This window comes from Streptomyces sp. NPDC005794, from assembly GCF_042871445.1.
GTDB lineage: Bacteria > Actinomycetota > Actinomycetes > Streptomycetales > Streptomycetaceae > Streptomyces.
Genome location: NZ_JBIAIN010000007.1, coordinates 68,882 through 88,657, shown reverse-complemented (window position 1 = coordinate 88,657; position 19,776 = coordinate 68,882). Strand labels below are relative to the sequence as shown.

At 71.3% G+C, this 19,776-nt stretch carries 16 protein-coding genes and 1 pseudogene; 11 read left to right on the top strand and 6 right to left on the bottom strand.

Annotated features, from left to right (window positions below; all coding sequences use genetic code 11):
- Positions 1–43: 43 nt before the first annotated feature.
- Complete coding sequence (locus ACFYQ5_RS13290) at positions 44–247, bottom strand: hypothetical protein (RefSeq protein WP_389197050.1); 204 nt, start codon at positions 245–247, stop codon at positions 44–46.
- A 798-nt stretch (positions 248–1,045) separates the two neighbouring features.
- A complete protein-coding gene (locus ACFYQ5_RS13285) occupies positions 1,046–1,495 on the bottom strand; it encodes a peptidoglycan-binding protein (protein WP_389197048.1) in 450 nt (149 codons plus the stop codon).
- 223 nt (positions 1,496–1,718) lie between these two features.
- Between ACFYQ5_RS13285 and ACFYQ5_RS13280 the strand changes: the two genes are divergently transcribed.
- Positions 1,719–2,591 carry a helix-turn-helix transcriptional regulator gene (locus ACFYQ5_RS13280; RefSeq protein WP_389197476.1) on the top strand — a complete coding sequence of 291 codons (873 nt, stop codon included), beginning with the start codon at positions 1,719–1,721 and terminating at the stop codon, positions 2,589–2,591.
- Positions 2,588–2,794 (top strand): DUF397 domain-containing protein, encoded by a 207-nt coding sequence (locus ACFYQ5_RS13275; RefSeq protein WP_389197046.1) that lies wholly within the window; start codon positions 2,588–2,590, stop codon positions 2,792–2,794. Before ACFYQ5_RS13280 ends, ACFYQ5_RS13275 begins: the two co-directional genes overlap by 4 nt.
- A gap of 210 nt (positions 2,795–3,004) precedes the next feature.
- Here the strand turns inward: ACFYQ5_RS13275 and ACFYQ5_RS13270 are convergent, their stop codons facing one another.
- On the bottom strand, positions 3,005–5,590 hold the full coding sequence (locus ACFYQ5_RS13270; protein ID WP_389197044.1) for a glycosyl hydrolase family 65 protein: 2,586 nt from the start codon (positions 5,588–5,590) through the stop codon (positions 3,005–3,007).
- Between the two features lie 89 nt (positions 5,591–5,679).
- Between ACFYQ5_RS13270 and ACFYQ5_RS13265 the strand changes: the two genes are divergently transcribed.
- Positions 5,680–6,162, top strand: coding sequence for a cupin domain-containing protein (locus tag ACFYQ5_RS13265; protein ID WP_389197042.1), 483 nt, complete (start codon positions 5,680–5,682; stop codon positions 6,160–6,162).
- 36 nt (positions 6,163–6,198) lie between these two features.
- Here ACFYQ5_RS13265 and ACFYQ5_RS13260 read toward each other — a convergent pair.
- Positions 6,199–6,465, bottom strand: a pseudogene (locus tag ACFYQ5_RS13260) (threonine synthase); the annotation flags it as partial.
- A gap of 215 nt (positions 6,466–6,680) precedes the next feature.
- Between ACFYQ5_RS13260 and ACFYQ5_RS13255 the strand changes: the two are divergent.
- The 6 genes from ACFYQ5_RS13255 to ACFYQ5_RS13230 all read left to right on the top strand — a co-directional run bounded on the left by ACFYQ5_RS13255 (position 6,681) and on the right by ACFYQ5_RS13230 (position 13,603).
- Entirely contained in the window at positions 6,681–7,433 is a 753-nt protein-coding gene (locus tag ACFYQ5_RS13255; RefSeq protein WP_389197040.1) for a GntR family transcriptional regulator, read from the top strand.
- A 245-nt stretch (positions 7,434–7,678) separates the two neighbouring features.
- The gene (locus ACFYQ5_RS13250) at positions 7,679–9,400 is read left to right on the top strand and encodes a purine-cytosine permease family protein (protein WP_389197038.1); all 1,722 of its coding nucleotides are present in this window, start codon (positions 7,679–7,681) and stop codon (positions 9,398–9,400) included.
- Between the two features lie 211 nt (positions 9,401–9,611).
- Complete coding sequence (locus ACFYQ5_RS13245; protein WP_389197037.1) at positions 9,612–9,794, top strand: SPOR domain-containing protein; 183 nt, start codon at positions 9,612–9,614, stop codon at positions 9,792–9,794.
- A 59-nt stretch (positions 9,795–9,853) separates the two neighbouring features.
- The gene (locus ACFYQ5_RS13240; protein WP_389197035.1) at positions 9,854–10,258 is read left to right on the top strand and encodes a (deoxy)nucleoside triphosphate pyrophosphohydrolase; all 405 of its coding nucleotides are present in this window, start codon (positions 9,854–9,856) and stop codon (positions 10,256–10,258) included.
- A gap of 146 nt (positions 10,259–10,404) precedes the next feature.
- A complete protein-coding gene (locus ACFYQ5_RS13235; protein ID WP_389197474.1) occupies positions 10,405–10,842 on the top strand; it encodes an ATP-binding protein in 438 nt (145 codons plus the stop codon).
- A gap of 193 nt (positions 10,843–11,035) precedes the next feature.
- Positions 11,036–13,603, top strand: a complete 2,568-nt coding sequence (locus ACFYQ5_RS13230; protein WP_389197472.1) for a SpoIIE family protein phosphatase — start codon at positions 11,036–11,038, stop codon at positions 13,601–13,603.
- A 33-nt stretch (positions 13,604–13,636) separates the two neighbouring features.
- Here ACFYQ5_RS13230 and ACFYQ5_RS13225 read toward each other — a convergent pair whose 3' ends face one another.
- The gene (locus ACFYQ5_RS13225; RefSeq protein ID WP_389197033.1) at positions 13,637–14,350 is read right to left on the bottom strand and encodes a PspA/IM30 family protein; all 714 of its coding nucleotides are present in this window, start codon (positions 14,348–14,350) and stop codon (positions 13,637–13,639) included.
- A gap of 79 nt (positions 14,351–14,429) precedes the next feature.
- The gene (locus ACFYQ5_RS13220) at positions 14,430–16,571 is read right to left on the bottom strand and encodes a TPM domain-containing protein (protein ID WP_389197031.1); all 2,142 of its coding nucleotides are present in this window, start codon (positions 16,569–16,571) and stop codon (positions 14,430–14,432) included.
- A 202-nt stretch (positions 16,572–16,773) separates the two neighbouring features.
- Here ACFYQ5_RS13220 and ACFYQ5_RS13215 point away from each other — a divergent pair, with 202 nt between their 5' ends.
- Positions 16,774–18,237, top strand: a complete 1,464-nt coding sequence (locus ACFYQ5_RS13215) for a glycosyltransferase (RefSeq protein ID WP_389197029.1) — start codon at positions 16,774–16,776, stop codon at positions 18,235–18,237.
- Between the two features lie 6 nt (positions 18,238–18,243).
- Positions 18,244–19,764 (top strand): DUF6056 family protein, encoded by a 1,521-nt coding sequence (locus tag ACFYQ5_RS13210; protein WP_389197027.1) that lies wholly within the window; start codon positions 18,244–18,246, stop codon positions 19,762–19,764.
- Positions 19,765–19,776: the final 12 nt, after the last annotated feature.

The following is a 19,776-nucleotide window of genomic DNA, read 5'->3' as shown; positions in this document are numbered from 1 at the left end:
CCGCGACCTGGATGGCATCGGGGCACAGGGGCTCAGCGTCGGATCAGGCCGAGAGCGTGGAGGTGGTGCCGAGCCCGGCGACACCCAGCCCGTCGACGCCTGCAGCGCCCGAGAGGCCCGCGGAGAGGGAGGAGAGCGGGGTGTCGAGGGAGACGTCGCCGGCCAGGCCGGCGAAGACGCCACCGGACACGTTGTCCAGGTCCGCGTCGGAGATTTCCTGGGTCTGGATCTGGGGGGCGGAGCTCATGAGGTGAATTCCTTTCACGTTAAGTCCGTACGGCAGGGGTCAACTCCGTCAGGAATGGAGGCCCTTTGCCGTTCTCACGGTTGCGGCGGCTTCCGCGATGTGAAGGATGAAAGCACGTCAGCGGGTGACGGGGCCACCCACCCGGCAATGCCTCGCAACGCTTTTCCACATCGAAAAGTCGGTGCGGTCACAACGGTTCATGGACCGGTACGTTTTCTTCACTCGACCGGGCGACGGACTTTCCGTGAGCCGAATCTTTAATACGCCCCGAACGGGACATTCAGTGCGATGGGTATGAGGGGCCGGCGCCGTGCGTGGAGGGTCGCCGGAGGCCACGGACCGCCTGCGTGCACCGTGTGGAGATCCGCCGCAGACAGCCCGGGCTCGGGCCCGGCATCCTTCCGGGAGCTCCGGATCGAACAGGTGGTGCCGGGGCTGATGTCGTACGCCTTCTGTGCCGCGCCGGTGGGCGAGGGGTGACCGGCGCCGACGTGAGCGCGTCGCGAGACCGGGTTCGCGCGCGGCGGTGGCACCGCCCCGGTCGCCGGCCGTCGGTCGATGCCGAGGCGAAGAGAATGGAGCGGCGAGGCGGCGCCCCGTCGTGAGACCGACCGGGCCGCGCGGCAGGGCAACCTTGGCGTGCGGGTACCGGAGGCGATGCCGCAGTCCGCCGCCGTCTGCGCCTGCGCTTCGTGGACAGTTCCAGGAAGGCGGTGGCCGCAGGCGGCGAAGGGGGGCGTGGCCTCCTGAGTCGTCACGATGCCGGGGTCAGGAGTCGTCCCGGCTCCTGGCGGCCCGTCAGTTGCAGTTGATTCGCGCCCCGGTGGCCATGCTGTAGTTCGCCCACACCATCGCGCTCCGCGTATTGCGACCGTAATCGCCGTCCGCCGTCACGCCCACCTTCTTCTGCACGGCGACGAGCGCGTCCTCGGTGAGGCCTCCGAAGTCCCCGTCCGTTTCCAGCTTGTATCCGTAGCAGGAATTGAGGTTCTTCTGCAGGGCCGTGACTGCCGAGTTGCTCATCCCACGGTCCAGCCAGCAATTGCTCGTATTGGCGGAGGCGTAGGGCACATACTTGTACGAGGTGGGATTCGTGACCTTGTTGGGGATGCTGACCCCCCGGCTGCACGCGGGGTCAGCCGCGGCGACCGCGGACGGCGCCCCGGCGGCGGCGCCGCCGACGAGGCCTGCCAGCAGGGCCCCCACGGCCATGGCTGACCTGACGCGTACATTTCGGTTTCTGTTCACGCTTCTCTACCTTCCCACGTCCGGGCGGGCTGCCCGAGTCACTGATATCCGGAAGTGCGCATGCGGCTGGTGCGGGGTGGGCCCACAGGGTTCCGTCCTCGGTCCGAGCCGACGTGATGCGGGCGGAGGACGGCCTGGACAAGGCTCGTGATGCGGGTGAGTGGCGCCCCTGACCCTGGCCTTGCCCTGGACCTTAGGGGCATCGTGGGCTTCGGGCTTTGCCATCCGTGCAGGGAACGTTGTCAGTGGTGCACGGCTTCACGTGGGTGCCGCATCGGGCGAGGGCCGTGCGTGTGCCCGCCGAAGCCGTTGCACAGCGAGCGAGGTCGCGCGCTTGAAGCTCCTGCGCGAGGCCGCGGGGCTCACGCAGGCGGAGCTCGGCGCGAGCGTCGGATACGGCGAGGCCCATATCGCTTCGGTGGAACAGGGGCGCCGTATCCCCAAGCCGGAGATGGTGGACGCGGTGGACCGGGTCCTGGGCGGGCGCGGGGTGCTGGTGGCCATGAAGGAGGAGGTGGAGCGGGCGCGGTATCCGTCGTTCTTCCGGCAGTACGCGCGACTGGAGGCGGAGGCCTCCCAACTGCACGCGTACGACAGCCACGTCGTCAAAGGGCTCCTTCAGACGGAGGGATACGCGCGGGCGGTATTCGAGATGTGGCGTCCTCTGTTGGACGCGGACACGGTGGAACGGCGGGTCGGAGCACGTATGGAGCGGCAAAAGCTCTTTGCCCGGCGTCCGACCCCATTGCTGAGCTTTGTCATCGAGGAGACCGTCCTCCGACGCCCGCTCGGTGGAGAGGCCGTCCTGCGCGGGCAGCTGGAACAGCTACTGATCTACGGGCACCAGCGCAACATCGAAATCCAGGTGATGCCTACCTGTCTCGGCGAACACGCAGGACTGGCCGGTGCGTTCACGTTGCTCGATATCGGAGATCGTCGCAGGATGGCCTACGCAGAGGTGCAGGACGAGAGCGCACTGCACTCGGAACCGAAGAAGGTCGGTGCGTATGAATCGACCTACGGCGTGCTCCGGGCCCAGGCCCTCACTCCGAGGGAGTCGCTGGCCTTCATCGAGAGACTGTTGGGAGAGCGATGAACACAGAGGTACCAGTCCCGCGTGCAGGCGTCCCGACGTGGTTCAAGAGCAGCTACAGCGCAGGCAACGGCGGGGACTGCGTCGAGGTGGCGGCCACGCCCGCGTCCGTGTACGTGCGTGACTCCAAGCGGGCCGAAGGGCCGGTCCTGCACGTAGGGGCCGACCAGTGGACGACGTTCGTGCGGATGGCCGCGCGCGGCTGACGTACGACGGCACGCACGGGATGCGGGTGGAGCCGCACGACGGCTCCACCCGCACGCCCGGCGCTCGGCCCTCGAACCGAGGTGGACCGGGCAGGGCCGGCCGGATTCGCACCGCCGTCCTCGCAGGTGTGGGGACCGGCGCGACGACCTCTGCGCTACGGCTCCGCCCTGCCGGGATGCCGGCCCGCGCACGGCCGGTCCGGCGATCGCCTATTCAGCTGCGGTGGCGGTCAGTTGGGTCACCCCCGCCGGCTTCTCCGCGTCGGTCGAGCGGACGGTGAGCCTGACCTGGCGGGCCGTGGCGCCCGGTTCGTACGGGCGCCAGGTGCGGCCGTCCAGGGAGGTCTCCAGGGTGTGGGAGGCGGGTGCGACGTCCGTCCAGGTGGGAGTGAGTGAGGCGATCCGGGTCGCCTCGCGCAGCGCCACCGTCAGCGTGCCCGTCGCTCCGTCCGGCGACCAGGAGGTCGACGGGCTGCCGTCCACCGCCGCCTCGGCGTACAGGCCGGGCGCCTCGGAGGTGGCTGTCGCCGGGCGGCAGCGGGCCGCGTCGGGCGTCGGGGTGAGGTCGGGGCGGCGGGTGGGGAGGGTGAGGGTGCCGGAGAGCAGGCGTGGGCCCGCCGGGGTGTGGACGGTGAAGGGCGCGCCGTCCGTGAGCCGTACCGTGGTCGTCCGGGGGCCGACGGCGACGTCGTACGTACGGCCCCGGTAGTGCAGCCCCGTCAGTTCCACGCCCTCACGGAGCTGCGGAGGCAGGAGCGGATCGAGGCGTACGCCGTCCTCACGCAGCCTGAGCCCCGTCAGACCGTGCGTGAAGACCTGGAGGAGTCCGCCCTTCCCGGTGAGGAAGTCCTCGGCGGGGAAGCCCGAGAGCGGGTCCGAGGCGCCGGACTTCTCGCCCCGCGCCTCGGAGAAGAGGTTGTACGGGCCTCGGACGAACGGGCGTACCGCGCGCTGGAGGTACGTGTACGTGGCGCAGCCCGGCTCCCCGATCGCGGCGGCGTCGATCGCGTGCACCGAGTCGGTCATCGCGGGGCCGTCCGGGTCGGTGCGGGCGGCGTAGTAGTCGAGGGTCGCGGCGGCGGCGCCCTCCTCCATCGGCCACTCCAGCGGGTAGATGAGCAGGACCGTGTCGGCCTGCTTGATGGTCGAGCCGTTGTAACCGGCGTACTGGAGGAACAGCTTCCGCTCGGAGTCGTAGGGGATGCGCAGTCCGTCGGCGACGCGGGTCCAGCCGGCGGGTGCCTGGTGGCCGAGGAGCTCGGCGGCGCGGGTGGCGTTGCGCAGGGCGGTGGCCGCGACCGCGTTGGTGAAGACGCCGTCGGTGACCCCGTTGCTGTACTCGTCGGGGCCCGCGACGTTCTTCACCGAGTAGCTGCCGTCGGAGTTCGGCGTCGCCCGCGACTGCCAGAAGTCGGCGATGCCCTTCAGCAGCGGCCAGCCCCGGTCGGCGAGCCAGGCGCGGTCACCGGTGGCGAGGTAGTACTGCCAGACGGCGAGCGCGATGTCACCCTGGAGGTGGTTCTGGGTGAGGCAGTGCGGCGGGTCCCAGCTCTGGCACTCGGAGTCCAGGCGCCCCTTGCTCGCGCTCGTCCAGGGGTAGAACAGCCCTTCGTAACCCAGCTTCTCGGCGTTCGCGCGGGCGGCGTCCCGGGTGCGGTAGCGGTACTCCACGACGGAGCGGGCCAGTTCGGGGCGGGTGGCGAGCAGCCCCGGGTACATCCAGGTCTCCGCGTCCCAGAACACCATGCCCGCGTAGTTGTCACTGGTCAGTCCGGCCGGGGCGATGCTGTCCGACGCATCGGGCCGGGTGTTGGCGAGCAGCCCGTACTGCGCGGCTCGTAGCCAGGCCTGCAGATCCGGGCTGCCCGGTGCCCTGACGTCGGACGCCCAGGCCTGACGCCACGCCCTCGCGTTACCGGCGAGGACCCCGGACCAGCCGCGCCGGGCCGCACGCTCCGCCGCGGCCTCCGCCGAGGCCGACGGGGTGCGGGAGGTGAGGGCGGTGTCGACGCCGACGTACTTCTCGAAGGTGTACGAGTGGCCCGCCCTGACCCGGGTGGTGCGGGCGCCGTCGGTTCCCCGCTGGGCGATCGCCCCCTTCGTGCCCGTGCCGAGCGTGCGGAACGTGCCGTCGTCGGCGACCGTGAGCCGCCGTGCCCCGCGCTCGTCCAGCCGGCCCGTGACCGTCACGGTGCCGCTCCAGCGCGGGGTCATCCGCAGACGCACGGCGCCGGTGTGCACGTCGGAGCGGTCGGTCAGCACCTCATAGGTCAGGTCGGTCGCGTGGCCGTCGGCCGTGGTCCACCGCAGGGAGGTGACCACGACGCCGCAGCGCAGACGGAGGGTCTGGCGGTAGTGCGAGATGCGGCCCGCGGGGGTGGCGGAGCCGTAGGTCTCGGAACCGACGCGCACGTCGAGCGTGGTCCAGGACGGCAGCGCGGCGATCACCTCGCGGCCCTCGGCGAGGTCCTTGTCGCGGGCGTAGAGCCCCGAGACGAAGGCACCGTCGTACCGTGGGGTGTAGAGGGGCCAGCCGGTCTTCTCGCCGGTTGCGGCGTATCCGGCGCCGGTGGGGGGCACCCGGTGGCCCAGATAGCCGTTGCCGACATAGGGGTCGTATCCCCCGGCCTCGCCGAAGGTGGTGGACGTCGGTGCCCACGAGGGGTCGGAGGGGGAGTCCGCCGTGCCGCACACGGGGTCCGGGGCGGGCCCGGCGGCGTACGAGAGCGGCGGCAGGGGGAGGGTCAACGCGCCCGCGATCAGGGGCGCGAGCACGGAGATGCGCTTGAGGGTCACCGTACGAAGGTAGGGAAGACCACGCCGCCGGTGCGGTACCGGCGCGCGGGACGAGCGGACCGGTCCAGGACCGGGGCAGGGAGAGCGGCATGTCGTATCCGGAACCCGTCTACACGGACGGCGCGGGCGAGATCAGCGCACAGTACCGGCCGGCGGACACCGCCCCGGAGCTGCTGACGCGCAGCGGAGGCAGCACCCACTACCTGGCCACGACGGAGTCGACGCACGGCGAGTTCGGGCTGTACCGGATCACCATGGGCCCGAAGGCGGGCGGCCCGGCCGAGCACTTCCACCGGTCGATCTCGGAGTCGTTCTTCGTCCTCGACGGGACGGTGCGGATCTACAACGGCGAGCGATGGACCGACGCCACGGCGGGCGACTTCCTGTACGTGCCCCAGGGGGGACTGCACGCCTTCCGCAACGACTCCGAGGAACCCGCGTCGATGCTGCTGCTCTTCACACCGGGGGCGCCACGCGAAGAGTACTTCGAGAAGGTGGGGAAGGTCTCCGACTGGCCTGAGAAGGAGCGGGCTGAGTTCTTCATCGAGCACGACACGTACTGGACGGACTGACGGCGCCGATGTCATGGGCCCTCACGGCGCGAGGCAGAAGAAGCCACGGGCGGCCAGGTCCTGCTGCGCCGCGCGGATCTGATCCTCCGTCACCGTCAGGAAGGTGCCGCCCGACTCCCGGACGGGGGCGAGGATCTGCCGGGCGCGCGGCGGCCGGGGGATGGCGATCCCCTCGGCCAGGGTGGGCCGCGCCCGGTCCGGGGCACCGGACAGCCGGTCGGCCCCGGCCCGGAAGGCTGCGGCCGGCGGGGACACCGCCTCGGCCTGGACGGCGATCAGGGCCGGACGGCGGTCAGCAGTTCCTGTGCGTGGTCCGGAAGGGCAGCTGGAGCCGTGCTGGACAGGAAGTTTTTGGTCTGGACCAAAAAGGGTCAGGTGTGCGCCTGGCGCCTGCCTGGGGCGAGTATGCGCTGGTGGGCGCGGAATCATCACTTCGAGTGAAACCCTGGCCTGCGCTTGCGATACCGAACCCACGGTTGCGACGCTGTTGCTGTCTGTCAACCTGTTGGGAGTGGCCCGTGGCTTTCGGTGAGCAGCCCGCCTATTTGCGCGTGGCGAGCGATCTCAGGGAGAAGATCGTCAACGGCGCGCTGCCGCCTCATGCTCGCCTGCCGTCGCAAGCGCGCATCCGCGAGGAGTACGGGGTCTCGGACACCGTCGCGCTGGAGGCGCGCAAGGTGCTGATGGCGGAGGGGCTCGTCGAGGGGCGGTCGGGCTCGGGCACCTATGTGCGGGCGCGTCCGGTCCCGCGCCGGATCGAGCGCTCCGGCTACCGGCCGGGAGGCGTGGCCGGCCCGTTCCGCCAGGAGCAGGCGGCGGAGGGGATGCGGGGGACCTGGGAGTCCCGGAGCGAGCAGGAGGGGGCCGGCCCGGAGATCGCCGAGCGGCTCGGCATCGAGCCGGGCGACCGGGTGATGCGTACGAGGTACGTCTTCCGGGAGGCGGGCGAGCCGATCATGCTGTCCACGTCGTGGGAACCCCTGGCTGTCACGGGGCGCACGCCGGTGATGCTGCCGGAGGAGGGCCCGCTGGGCGGCTGCGGCGTCGTCGACCGCATGGCCGCGATCGACGTCGTCGTGGACAACGTGGCGGAGGAGGTCGGTGCGCGCCCGGGGCTGGCGGAGGAGCTCCTGACGCTCGGCGGCGTGCCCGGCCATGTGGTGATCGTGATCGGGCGGACGTACTACGCCTCGGGGCTGGCGGTGGAGACGGCCGACGTGGTCGTCCCCGCCGACCGCTACCGGATTGCCTACCATCTGCCCGTCAAGTGACCGGCCGGACGGCCGTGTCGGCCGCCGGGGGGCGGACGTGGCGACAGTCGGGGGAGCCTCGGCGCCGGCGGGGGCGGCCGGGGTGACCGCTGGGAGCGACAGCCTGTCCGGCGCCCGTGACGCGGAGTTAACGATCCCGTGCCGCACGTAACCGGCGGGTAATCCTCCACCGTGAGCCTTGTCATGTCCAAGTCCTAACTTCCCGTTCGTCACCGCACACCGGACCGACGGACGGGGAGCCACCGATGACGGACACCGCAACGCCCACGACAGGCGAGGCGCCGCGACAGGAGCCACAGGAAGGCCCCCGGGCGCCCCGGCGCAGCTACGCCGTCCTCGCGGCCGACGAGAGCCGCGAGGACTATTCCCTCCGCTATGCGCCGCACTCCTTCCGGCGCTGGTCACCCTCGATGGTCGCGGGGACGGCGCTCGGCGGCATCGCGTATCTGGCCGACTTCGCGATCGGTGCGTCGATCGTCTTCACCTACGGATTCACCAGCGGGCTCGCCTCGATCCTGGCAGCGGCGGCGATCATCTTCCTCACCGGCATCCCCATCGCCCGGGCCTGCGCGAAGTACGGACTGGACATGGACCTGGTCACCCGCGGGGCGGGCTTCGGGTACTTCGGTTCGACGCTGACCTCGCTGATCTACGCGTCCTTCACCTTCATCTTCTTCGCGCTCGAAGGCTCGATCATGGCGCAGGCCATGCACCAGGCGATCGGACTCCCCGTCGAGGCGGGCTATCTGGTCACCACGCTGATCGTCATCCCGATCGTCTTCCGGGGTATGGGCGCACTGGCCAAGGTGCAGGCCTGGACCCAGCCGGTCTGGATCATCGGCATGGTGCTTCCCTTCGTGGTGCTCGCCGTCGAATCCCCTGACTCCTGGGGTGCGTTCAGCTCCTTCACGGGCACCGAGGGGGCGGAGCCGGGCTTCTCGTGGATCGCCTTCGGGCTCGGCACGGGCGTCGCGCTCTCGCTCATCGCCCAGATCGGCGAACAGGCCGACTACCTGCGCTTCATGCCCGCCAAGACCGAGGTCAACAAGCGGCGATGGAATCTGGCCGTCCTGGCCGCGGGCCCCGGCTGGGTCGTCATCGGGGCCGCGAAGCAGCTCGGGGGCGCCTTCCTCGCCTTCGTCGCGCTGGAGGCGGTCGGCACGACGCACGCGCTGGAGCCGATCGCACCGCAGATCGAGGCCCTGAAGCCGTGGCTCGGCTCGTTCGCGCTTCCGGCGGCGGCCGTCTTCGTGATCGTGTCCCAGATCAAGATCAATGTGACCAATGCCTACAGCGGTTCGCTGTCCTGGTCGAACTTCTTCTCCCGGATCACGCACAAGCACCCGGGCCGGGTCTGGTACATCTTCCTCAACCTCGCCATCGCTCTGACGCTGATGGAGATGAACATGTTCGCGGCCCTCAACAAGCTGCTGGGCTTCTACTCCAACGTGGGCATCGCCTGGATCGCGGCCGTCGCCGCCGACCTGGTCATCAACAAGAGGATCGGACTGAGTCCCCGTTACATCGAGTTCAAGCGCGCCTACCTCTACGCCGTCAACCCGGCCGGCTTCGGCGCGATGGTGATCGCGTCGACCGTCTCGATCCTCGCCTTCTTCGGGCTGTTCGGCAGGTACGCCGAGGCCTTCTCCACCTTCATCGCGGCCGGACTGTCCCTGATCCTCTGCCCCTTGATCGCCTGGCTGACGAAGGGGAAGTACTACCTGGCCCGGCCGAACCCGGTGAACGGCCCGGACGTCGAGATCGCCGACATCACCGCCACGCACACCTGCGCGGTCTGCGAAACCGCCTACGAGCTGCCGGACATCGCGGACTGCCCCGTGCTGTCAGGACCGATCTGTTCCCTGTGCTGCTCGCTGGACGCGGAATGCGGCGACGTCTGCCGGAAGGAACCCGCGGCCGGCCCGGTGCTGATGCCGGTGCCGGTCGTGCGGACACCGGCAGGCTGACCTGAGGGCGTCGTCCGCCGAGGGGAAGGGGGGCGCATTCGGGGAGTGCGCCCCCCTTGGTATGGCCGGATGCGTATCTCTTTGTGTAAACACGCATCCGCTGAGTGAAGGTCAGGCGTACGCTCGGGCATATGCGTACTGCGGTTTCCTGTGGATCCTTAGAGACGTGCACGCCGGTGGGGAGAGGGGCGGGATGCTGGAGAGGAACATCATGACGGACAGCAGCGCCGTGCTCCCCTGGCTGGTGATCAGGCAGGACGACAACGGCAACAGGTACCGCGTCGGGCGCTACGCGACGCAGGACGAGGCGCAGAAGATCGCGGACGACCTGGACCGTCATGGACACAAGCAGCTCTACTGGGTGGAGCGAACGAGCCGGAGCGCGCGCCCGTAAGCGGCCCTGCCCGTAGGGAGGCCCCGGCCGGGGAGGGGTCACCGGCTACGCTCCGGCACATGAGTGATTCCGTGGTGGTGGCCGGGGCCGTCTGCGACGGCGGGCGGCTCCTGGCGGCCCGCCGCAGCGCCCCGCCGGAGCTGGCCGGGCGCTGGGAGCTGCCGGGCGGCAAGCTGGAGCCGGGCGAGAGCGGCGAGCAGGCGCTCGTACGGGAGCTCCGGGAGGAGCTCGGTGTGGAGGCGGAGCCTCTGGAGCGCATCCCGGGGGAGTGGCCGCTGAAACCCGGCTATGTGCTCAGGGTGTGGACGGTCCGGCTGCTGTCCGGTGAGCCCAGCCCGCTCGAGGACCACGACGAGCTGCGCTGGCTCGCCCCGGAGGAGACGGGCACCGTCGACTGGCTGGACCAGGACCGCCCCGCTGTGGCCGAAGTGGTGCGCCGTCTGCGGGAGGCCTCGCGGGCGTGAGCGGCACCGTGTGCCGCCGGGCTCGGCAGGAAGACGTACACCCGTACGCCCCATAGGTCACAGGCAGCGGTAATGTGCGCCGAATATCGGGTATGTGCCGTTCATACCCTTTGAACAGGGTGCGCCCCCGCTGCCGGCCCTGGGAAGTGATCGGCGTGACCGATACCGAAGGCGATTGTGCCGAGTGGAGCTTTCCGGCGGTGCCGGGCTCCGTGCGCAGCGCCAGGCATGCGGTCCGTGACGCACTGCACCAGGAGGGGCTCGACGCGGCGGTGGGCGATGTCGCCGTCCTGCTCGTCAGCGAGCTGGTCACCAATTCCCTGCGTTACGCCTCGGGCCCCATCGGCGTCCGGCTGAGGTGGCCGCCGTCGAACGGGGAAGGGCCGGACGAGGGGCCCGAGGGGCGGGGTCTGCTGGTGGAAGTCTCCGATCCGGTTCCGGATCCGCCCACCGAACGCACTGCCGGACCCGAGGACGAGGGCGGCCGTGGACTGCAGCTCGTGGCCTGTTCCGCGCGCCGCTGGGGAACCCGGCGCGGAAAGAGCGGCAAGACCGTGTGGTTCGAGCTCGCTCTGCCTGGTTAGGAGTGGGAGGGGACGCACAGCGATCACCGGAGGTCGGGCAGGATCTGGCTGAAAGGGACTGAGACCGTGCTGTGATCGTGAACGCCGTGCCGGTGAGGCCCGTAGTGCTGAATACTGCGGGCAGGACCGGTCCGGTGTGTGAGCTGGAGGGGACGGTCGCGTGAGCGAAATACCTGGGACGGCGGGCGACGTCATGTGGCAGAGCAGCCCGCCTGGCTCGATCTATGACTACATCAAGGTCGCCTCGTTCTCGATCGGGACCGACGGGCTGATCGAGCAGTGGAGCCGGCGGGCCGCCGGTCTCTTCGGCATGACCTCCGACGAGGTGGTGGGCAGGGACCCGGTCGAGGCGTTCATGCCCGCCGAGGTGCGGCCCGACGCACGGCGGAGGATCGGCGAGATCCTGGACGGCAAGGAGTGGACGGGCTTCGTCCCGTTCCGGATCCCGGGTGAGAACGCGGTCCGTGGGCTCGCCGAGATCTATGTCATGCCGAGCGAGACGGAGACCGGCGAACGCGCCGCGCTCTGCATCGTCGTCGACGTCCGGGCGCTCCGGCGCATCGAGACGGACATCGCTGCCGCGCAGGCGATTTTCGGCCAATCTCCCTTCGGTTTCGTGCTCTTCGGTACCGACTTCGCCGTCGTACGGGCCAACGATCGGTTCGCCACCGTCTTCGGGGGCGTGGCCGACGACCACCGCGGCCGCACGGTCGACGACTACCTGGTCCGCGCCGAGGCCGAGCGGCTCTCCGCCACGCTCAAGCGTGTCCTGGAGACCGGCGACGCCGTCACCGATCTCCAGCTCGTCGGCACCCCGCCCGGCACCACGGGCCGACGCCACTGGTCCATGAACCTCTACCGGGTGCACAGCGGCTCCGGGCGTCCCGTCGGCATCGCCGGACTCGCCACCGACGTCACACAACGGCACATCGCCGCCCGCGAGGCGGCCAGCGCCCGCCGTAATCTCGCCCTGCTCAACGAGGCCAGCGCGCGCATCGGCAACTCCCTCGACCTGGAGACCACCGCCCGGGAACTGCTCGACGTCGCCGTGCCCGGCTTCTGCGACCTGGCCTCCGTCGATCTCTACCAAGGACTGCTCACCGGCGAGGAGGCCTCGCCCGGCAGCTGGGGCAGGCACCACCAGGAGTCCGGCACCGGCTCGGCGGAGCTGCGCCGGGTCGCCCACGCCAGCGCCGTGTCCGACGCGCTCCCGGGAGTCCTCGCCGGTGCCGGCGAGACCGCCGGGGACGCGGGTGCGCCCGCGCTCGGCTCGGTCCACCGCTACCCGTTCCACGCACCCTGTGCCGTCGCCCTGCGCACCGGCCGCCTCGCGGACATCCCCGGCGACGGAAGCGGCTTCGTCCACTCCACGCTCGCCGTGCCGATGGTCGCGCACGACGTCGTCGTCGGCCTCGTCCAGTTCTCCCGGACCAAGGGCAGCGAGCCCTTCGGCGAGCGGGACCGGGCCCTGGCCACCGAGCTCGCGGCCCGCGCCGCAGTCTGCATCGACAACGCCCGCCTCTACCGCCGCGAGCACGAACGGGCGCTCATCCTCCAGCGCAGCCTGCTCCCGCCGGGCGACCCCGAGGCGGCGGGCCTGGACATCGCCTGTCGTTACCTTCCGGGCAACACGGCCACCGAGGTCGGCGGCGACTGGTTCGACGTGATCGAACTCCCCGGTCACCGCACGGCCCTGGTCGTCGGCGACGTGATGGGCCGTGGACTGCGGGCCGCCGTCGCCATGGGCGAACTGCGCACCGCGGTCCGCACGCTGGCGCTCCTGGACCTGGAACCCGCCGAGGTGCTCTCCGCCCTGGACGAGGTCGCCCGTGGCCTCGGCACCCCGGGCGGCGGCGGGCGGAGCGAAGGCTTCGGCGCGGGTGGCGGCGCTCAGTGGCCCTCGCGGGCCGCCAACAAGTCACGTGAGGCCGACCTCGCCGAGGTGTACCTGGCGACCTGCGTGTACGCGGTGTACGACCCGGTCACCCGGCGGTGCACCTTCGCCAACGCCGGCCATCTCCCCCCTGTGGTCGCCGAGCCGGGCGAGGCCGCCCTGCTGCTCGACGTACCGCCGGGCATGCCGCTCGGCGTCGGCGGCGAACCCTTCGAGGAGGTCGAGGTCGAGCTCAAGGAGGGTGCGCTCCTCGCCCTCTACACCGACGGGCTCGTCGAGTCCCGCGACCATCCGCTCGACGAGGGCCTCGACGCCTTCCGGCAGGCCCTCAGCGATCCGTCACACCCCCTCGAAGACGTCTGCGACCACGTGCTGACCACCCTCGACACCCGGCACGGCGAGGACGACATCGCCCTGCTGATGGCCCGTATCCAGGGTCTCGCCCCGGACGCGGTGAGAGACTGGCCGCTCCCGCGGGAGCTCCGCTCGGTCGCGCGGGCCCGTGAGCTGGCCCGCGACCAGCTCACCGCCTGGGGCCTGGACGACCTGGTGGACACCACCGAACTGCTGGTCAGCGAGCTGGTCACCAACGCCCTGCGCTACGGCGAGGGCGAGATCCGGCTCAGGCTGCTGCGCGACCGCACGCTCGTCTGCGAGGTGTGGGACGCGGGGCTCGTCCAGCCGCGGCGCCGGCGGGCACGCGACACCGACGAGGGCGGCCGCGGGCTGCAACTGGTCGGGCTGCTCAGCGCGGCCTGGGGATCGCGGCGCACCCCGCGCGGCAAGACGGTGTGGTTCGAGCTGGCGCTGCCGGACGGAGCGCCCGCCGCCGAACTCTCCGTGGAGCAACTGCTGAGCATGTACTGACGAGCCGCACGCCTGTCCTGAGGCCGCCTTCGGTCACGGAGCGGACTTCAGGGCGGCGAGCCGGGCCTCGATCTCCGCGCTGTCCCCGAGGCTGTCCAACTGCTCGAACTGGGCGTCCAGGGACGACGCGGCGAGTTCCTGCTGGCCCACCGCCCTCGCCTCCTCGCGCCGCACCTTGTCCTCGAAGCGGCCGAGCTCGCTCGTCGGGTCCATGACGTCGATGCTCTTCACGGCGTCCGTCATCCGGTTCTGCGCCTGCGCGGACGCCGCGCGCGCGACCAGTTCGTCGCGCTCGGACTTCAGCTGGGTCAGCTTGTTCTTCATCTGGTCCAGACCCGACTTCAGCCTGTCCACCACCACCGTCTGCGAGGCGATCGTCGGCTCGGCCGTCTTCGCCTCCTGCTCCGACCGGAGCTGCCGCCCCAGTGCCACCTTGGCGAGGTTGTCGAACGTGTCTGCTTCCACACCCGAGCTCGCGGCCCGCAGCTCGTCTGCCTTCCTGCTGGCGGCGAGTGCCTTCTGGCCCCACTCCCGGGCCGCGTCGACATCCTCCCGGTGGTCCTCCTCCAGCAGCCTCAGGTTGCCGATGGTGGTGGCCACCGCCTGTTCGGCCTCCGCGATGTTGGCGGTGTAGTCGCGGATCAGCTGGTCCAGCATCTTCTGCGGGTCCTCCGCCTGGTCGATCAGGGCGTTGATGTTGGCCCGGGCCAGCTGAGTGACGCGGCCGAGGACGGTCTGCTTGGTCATGGCACCTCTCCTTGTGCGAGAACTCGTGACATCCGTCGTACGAAAGGGGGCGTCCTGCGTGGCACACCCGCGCAGCGCGTCAGAAGCGGCCTCCACCGCCCCGCCGGCCACGGGTCCCCCCGCCGCCGAAGCTGCCCGGACCACCACCGAACCCGCCCCCGGATCCACCGAGCCCGCCCCCGAATCCGCCGCCGAAGCCTCCGCCCAGCCCTCCGCCCCGCCCGCCGCCGAGCAGCCCGCCGAGGATGATGCCGCCCAGCACGGCGCCGCCCGTCCCGCCACCGCCGCGCGGGCCGCCGAAGCCGTCCCGGCCGCGATAGCCGTGTACGTCCTGCTCGGCCAGGCTCAGGGCCTGCGTGGCCAGCGCGTCCGCCTGCCGCGCCTCGGCCAGCGCGCCCTGGGGGTCGTTCGCCGAGGACAGCTCCCCGGCCCTCTCCCCATGCCGCTGGGCCTCCGCGAGCCGGGTGCGTGCCTGACTGCCCACCGCGCCCCGGTTGGTGGTGATGAAGTCCTCGGCGGCGCCGATCGCCGCCCGTGCGGTGAGCATCGCCTGGTCGAGCAGCGAGCGCGCCCGCCGGCTGCCTTGCTCCTGCTCACGGGCGCCCGCCAGCGCCTCGTCCAGCGCCGCGTCGGCCTCCTCCACCCTGCGCAGCGCGTCGACGGGGTCGTACGGGCCGGAACCGAGCTCCTCCCGCACATCGCTCACCACCGCCTCCGCGCGGGCCACCCTGCCCTGCAGATCGGCGGTCGGCACACCCTCCGGGGTTCCGTCGAGCAGGCCTCTGGCGTCGGCGAGGTCCGTCTCCGTCTCGGTGAGCGCCCCCGGCAGCTTGCCCGCCGCCTCGGCCAGTTCCCCGGCCCGCCGGTCGACCGCGTCCACCAAGGTGGACACCTGCCTGATCGCCCCTTCGGCGGCGCGGAGGTACACCGCGGCCCGGGCGTTGTCACCGCTGTCCACGGCCTGACGCGCCTGGTCGAGGGCGGAGGTGGTGAAGGCCAGCCGGTCCTCGGCCTGTTCGATGCCCTCGGCAGCGGGGGCGGACGCCGACTCGGCGTAACCGTCCCGCATCGCGCCGAGTGCCGACTCCGAGGCGGAGACGCGTGCGACCAGCTCGCGGAAGGTGGTCTCGGCGGTGGCCACGGCCTGCGGGGCGGTCTGTTCGAGGGCGCGCAGCCGGTCGAAGTCCTCGGACATGGCGTCCAGGCGTCCGTTGGCGTCCGCACAGCGGCTGATGATCTCGTCGAGCATGCGGCGCCGCGTCGCGTCGTCCTCGGGAAGGGCGTCGTCCAGTTGCTGCCGCAGCCGGAAGGCCGCAGTCAGTTCCGTCTTGGCGTGCTGGACCGCCCCGGCGAACGGAGCTGCCGACTCCTCGCCGAACTGGGCCGTGGCGAAGCCGAGTTCCTCCTCACTGGTGCGCACGGCGTCGTCCGTGTCGACCAGATCCTCCTTCGCCCGCGCGTCGAGTTCCGGCAGCGGAACCGGCGGCTCGGCCGCCCCTCCGGCCTCAGCGCCCCATCCGCCCGCCGCCGGCGTCGTCCGGGTCCTCGCGCGCCGCCTGCGGCGCGCGAAGGCGAAGGCGGCGACCGCCCCCGCGACGACGACCAGGGCGAGGGGCACGATGAGGTCGGCCGACGCTCCGCCGTCGGAGCCGCCCCCGGGATCCGTGGCGCCCGGGGTGAGGGCGGGGGCCGGGACGGGGTCACCGGCGAGCACCGCGGCGTAGCCGTTCGCGGCGCCGATCGCGGCTCCCGCCCAGTCGTTCTGCCGGAGAGCCGGCTCGATGGCGGTGTTCGCCACGTCCTGGAGCTGGGCGTCGGTGAGGCGCGCCCCCTGGTCGACGGAGTAGGCGTACTGCCGGTCGTGCGTGGCCACGGCCAGCAGCACGTCCTCCTGGCCCAGGCCGTTGCGGTTCGCGGTCCCGTCGGCCCAGGTCTGGGTGTCGCGGCCGGAGAAGTCACGGACGTACACCACGAACAGCTGGACGCGGCGCTCCTCGAAGAGCCGGTCGAGAGCGTCCTCCACCTGACCGGTCCGGCTGCCCAGAGCGCCGGCCCGGTCGGTGATCTGCCCCTGCCGGGACAGGTCGACGGGGTCGTCGGCGCGGGCGCTCACCGAGGCGGGCAGCGCGAGCCAGCACCCGGCGGCCAGCGCGGCGAGCAGGCAGGAGAGCAGGACCCTGCCCGAAACGGAGGTCCGGCCGGCGGGTGCGAGGAGTGTCACTTTTGCGATGATATGTAGACGTTTCCGGTCCAGCGACTCGGTCGTCCGCAGGCCGGACGGGTCGGCCCGCCCGTTCGCGCATGCGCCGTTCGCGCGAAAGAACACGGCGGCTCGCGCCTCCGCGACCGGATGAAGAGGACTTCGCCCGCGCGTGGGCCACTGTGGTGAACAGGTATGGGCCCAAGGACCTCGGAGGTGCCGCATGACCGACCTTCAGCTGTCGGTCGTCGTGCCCTGCTTCAACGAAGCCGAGGTCATCGGGTCCTTCCACACGGCTCTGCTCACCGTCCTGGAGCGGCTCGGGGAGAGCTTCGAGATCTGCTACGTGGACGACGGCAGCCGCGACCGCACGCGGCTGCTGCTCAACGCCTTCGCCGCACAGGACGAGCGGACCCGCTACACGGCGTTCAGCCGGAACTTCGGCAAGGAGGCCGCCATGCTCGCCGGTCTCCGCATGGCGAGGGGCGGCGCCGTGGTGATCATGGATGCCGACCTCCAGCACCCGCCCGAGCTCATCCCCCGGATGCTCGAACTGCACCGGCACGGCTACGACCAGGTCATCCCGCGTCGCGACCGCTCGGGCGAGGGCGTGGTCCGCAGGGTCCTCAGCCACACCTACTACGCGGTGGTGCGCCGCTGCATGGAGGTGGAACTCATCGACGGATCAGGAGATTTCCGCCTGCTGTCCAGGCGGGCGGTGGAAAGCGTCCTGTCCCTGCCGGAGAGCAACCGGTTCTCGAAAGGGATCTTCTCCTGGGTCGGCTTCGACACGGTCAGTTTCCGCTACCGCAACAGCGAGCGTGCGGCCGGCCGTTCCAAGTGGGGGAGCAGGCGGCTGCTGAACTACGGCATCGACGGGCTCCTGTCCTTCAACAACCGTCCGCTCCGCCTGGCGATCTACGCCGGCTTCTGGGTCTTCATGTCGGCGCTGGCCTACGCGGTGTGGACCGTCGTGACCGTGGTGCTGCACGGCGCGAAGACGCCGGGTTACGCCACGCTGCTCACCGCCGTGGTGGCGCTCAGCGGAATCCAGCTGGTGACGCTCGGGGTCATCGGCGAATACGTGGGGCGCATCTATCACGAGGCGAAACGCCGTCCGCCCTACGTGGTGCGGGAGACCGACGAGAACTGCCCGGAGCCGACGGACCGTCCGCTGCCCCGGGTCGTCGCCGGGCCGGTCGAACCCGCCTCCACCCGGACCCGTACCGCCCGCCAGTTCGGCAGCTTCCTGCTGGTCGGATGCGTGAACACAGCCGTCTACCTCGCGGTCTACGCCTCCCTGAACCCGTGGATCCCCTATCTGGTCGCGCATGTCATCGGGTACGCGATCAGCATCGTGTGCTCGTTCCTGCTCAACTCCTACGTCACCTGCCGGACGAAGCCCACATGGCACGCGTTCCTGCGCTATCCCGTGTCGAGCCTCGTCAATCTCGTGGCCTCGGGCGTGCTGCTCCACGGTGCGGTCAGCACGCTCGGCATGGACAAGAACCTGGCCGCCCTGGCCGCCGGTGTCCTCGTCACGCCGCTCTCCTTCCTGCTGGCCAGGTGGGCGATCATGTCGGGGCGCTCCGTCCCCCCGCCACCGGGAGGGGCGGTCCGGCTGCCGGAACGGCCGGGGGCCGAGCCCCGCCCCGAACGCCCCGTCCACTCCTCCGAGGAGCGGTGACCGCGGATGTCCGACAGCACACCGGATACAGAGGTTCCGGACCGGCCGGGCGATGAGCGGGGTCCGTCCGTCCCGCCGAAGGCAGGGCGGGAGCACGGCTCCCGGAAGCCGTCGCGTACCTCCGTGTGGCTGACCGCTCTCTCCCTCCCGCCCCTCGCCCTGCTCGCCGCCGCCGCGTGGTTCGGACGGTGGGTCCGTCCCGGCGCGGACGACTGGTGCTTCCTGCCCCTGGTGCGGGACCACGGCGTCACCGGCCTCATCGGCGAGTTCTACCTCGACGACAACGGACGGGTCACCAACGCGTTGCTGGTCGGTGCCTATGCGACGTTCCAGGTGCCGGGCCACCAGTGGTACGCCCTGGTCAGCGGCGTGCTGACGCTCGGGGTGCTCTGGGCGGCGACGGTCCTCGCCCTGCGCCGTGCCCGGCTCACCGTGCCGCGCGGGCTGCCGCTCCTGGTCGCCGCGACGGCGACCGCCCTCTTCCTGTTCGTCACGGCCAACACGTACAAGACGTTCTACTGGCCCGCCGCGTCCGTCTCGCACACCATGCCGCCGGTGCTGGCCTGCGCCGCGCTGCTTCCGTACCTCGCGGCCCGCTCGCGCCGTGGCAGGGGGGTGGCGCTCGGCGTCGCCCTGCTCGCGGGCGCCGCCATCGGCACACTGTCCGAGGAGACCGCGATCGTCACGGTGGTGCTGCTGGTCACGGCCCTACTCCTCGGTGGCCGTGCCGCCGGGACCGGCCGGACCTTCCTGCGCCGCTGGTGCGTGGCGGGCATCGTCGGCGTCGGGGCCGGAGCCCTCGTTCTGATCACCTCACCCGGCTCGCAGTCCCGGCGGGAACGGTTCGGGGCGCGTACGACGTCCATGCTCGCGCCGGAGTCGCTCACCGCCTCGCTGCGCGGGTTCGCCGAGATCACCGTCACGGTGGCCACCACCTGGCAGTACGTCGGAGCCGTCGCGGTGGGGACGCTCGTGGGCCTGTCGTGCCGGCGCCCGGACGGGAGTCCGCCCGGCCGGCCGGCCCGCCTGCCGCTGACGGCCTGCGCCTGGGTGACCGCGCTCCTCGTGTCCGGCTACCTCTGCACCGTCATCAGCTACCCGGTGTTCCAGGACCGGGTGAGCGACCCCAGTGCCAACCGGCTGTGGAACGACTACCTCCTGGTGTACGTCGCCCTGCTCGTCGGCGCCGGTGCGCTGCTGGGCGGGGCGGTCCGGCGGCGTGCGCGCCGGACCGGCGTCCTCAAAGCCGCCTGCGCGGTGCTCTGCGTCACGGTCTGCTTCGGCCCGGCCGTCGCACTGGTCGCCCTCGACGCGGACATGCGCGCGCGGGCCGGGAAGTGGGACGCCCAGGACCGACGGTTGCGCGAGGGGGCCGCGGCCGGGGCACGTGTCCTTCCGTACGAGCGGCTCGTGATCAGCCAGATGCTGGAGCCGTTCAGCCGGCAGGGACGCTCGTACTGGCCCGGGGGGTGCGTGGCCGACCACTACCGGATCGACCGCGTCACCGACGGCAGCCGCAATCCCTGAGCGGATTCCGGG

Coding starts and splice junctions, on each gene's coding strand:
- ACFYQ5_RS13240 (WP_389197035.1), top strand. CDS start 9,854: ATGAGTGATTCCGTGGTGGTGGCCGGGGCCGTCTGCGACGGCGGGCGG.
- ACFYQ5_RS13250 (WP_389197038.1), top strand. CDS start 7,679: ATGACGGACACCGCAACGCCCACGACAGGCGAGGCGCCGCGACAGGAG.
- ACFYQ5_RS13245 (WP_389197037.1), top strand. CDS start 9,612: ATGACGGACAGCAGCGCCGTGCTCCCCTGGCTGGTGATCAGGCAGGAC.
- ACFYQ5_RS13210 (WP_389197027.1), top strand. CDS start 18,244: ATGTCCGACAGCACACCGGATACAGAGGTTCCGGACCGGCCGGGCGAT.
- ACFYQ5_RS13225 (WP_389197033.1), bottom strand. CDS start 14,350: ATGACCAAGCAGACCGTCCTCGGCCGCGTCACTCAGCTGGCCCGGGCC.
- ACFYQ5_RS13230 (WP_389197472.1), top strand. CDS start 11,036: ATGTGGCAGAGCAGCCCGCCTGGCTCGATCTATGACTACATCAAGGTC.
- ACFYQ5_RS13215 (WP_389197029.1), top strand. CDS start 16,774: ATGACCGACCTTCAGCTGTCGGTCGTCGTGCCCTGCTTCAACGAAGCC.
- ACFYQ5_RS13275 (WP_389197046.1), top strand. CDS start 2,588: ATGAACACAGAGGTACCAGTCCCGCGTGCAGGCGTCCCGACGTGGTTC.
- ACFYQ5_RS13290 (WP_389197050.1), bottom strand. CDS start 247: ATGAGCTCCGCCCCCCAGATCCAGACCCAGGAAATCTCCGACGCGGAC.
- ACFYQ5_RS13265 (WP_389197042.1), top strand. CDS start 5,680: ATGTCGTATCCGGAACCCGTCTACACGGACGGCGCGGGCGAGATCAGC.